Genomic DNA, 623 nt, shown 5'->3' with positions numbered 1-623 from the left:
AAATGCAGTAATGGGTGTTGCATGTTCTAAAAATAAAACTATAAAAACTGTAATAGAAAGAACCAAAATAAAAAGGACACCCACTTTTTAAGGACAATAAAAAGGAAATAAAAAGGAAAAGAAATAAAAAGGACACCCACTTGGGTATTCCGGAAGCAAAATGAAAAGAAATAAAAAGGACACCCACTTTTCAAAAAGTGAGGAGAGTACATCATTTATTCATTTTTTAAATGATAGTATTGATCATTGTAAGAATTTCTTATTCATACCAAACAGGAAGCGTATAAAAAGTACTCAGCAACAGCCAGATAGAAGACATTATCAAGACAAGATCATTCAGAAAATTCTGGCCACATTAATGTAAATGAAAATACGTTGATCAGGCAGGGTAGAGAGCACCGCTCACAGACATTCCTTGAACCCAGCATTTTCCGGTGCTTTCTGCATAAGCCTTCAGTGAAGCCAGCTTGCCGACTGCGCGGTGAAAACGATTATTCCAGCGCATAGTCTCCAGCCATTCTTTTGGGTCAATACCCAAGCGCTCCAGGATAGGTGGTACATCGTCAGTTATACGACCATGCTTGCCTTTTCGGACAATTCGGCCAGACCAGTCAACCAGTTCA

General features: G+C 38.7%; 1 pseudogene. It reads right to left on the bottom strand.

The features are described 5' to 3' along the window. Positions 1 to 379 precede the first annotated feature (379 nt). Positions 380 to 623: pseudogene (locus CX664_RS26835) on the bottom strand (hypothetical protein); the annotation flags it as partial.

The organism is Endozoicomonas acroporae (assembly GCF_002864045.1).
Taxonomy (GTDB): Bacteria; Pseudomonadota; Gammaproteobacteria; order Pseudomonadales; family Endozoicomonadaceae; genus Endozoicomonas; species Endozoicomonas acroporae.
Note: the sequence above shows the minus strand (reverse complement) of the source record. Positions and strands in the feature narration are given on the sequence as shown.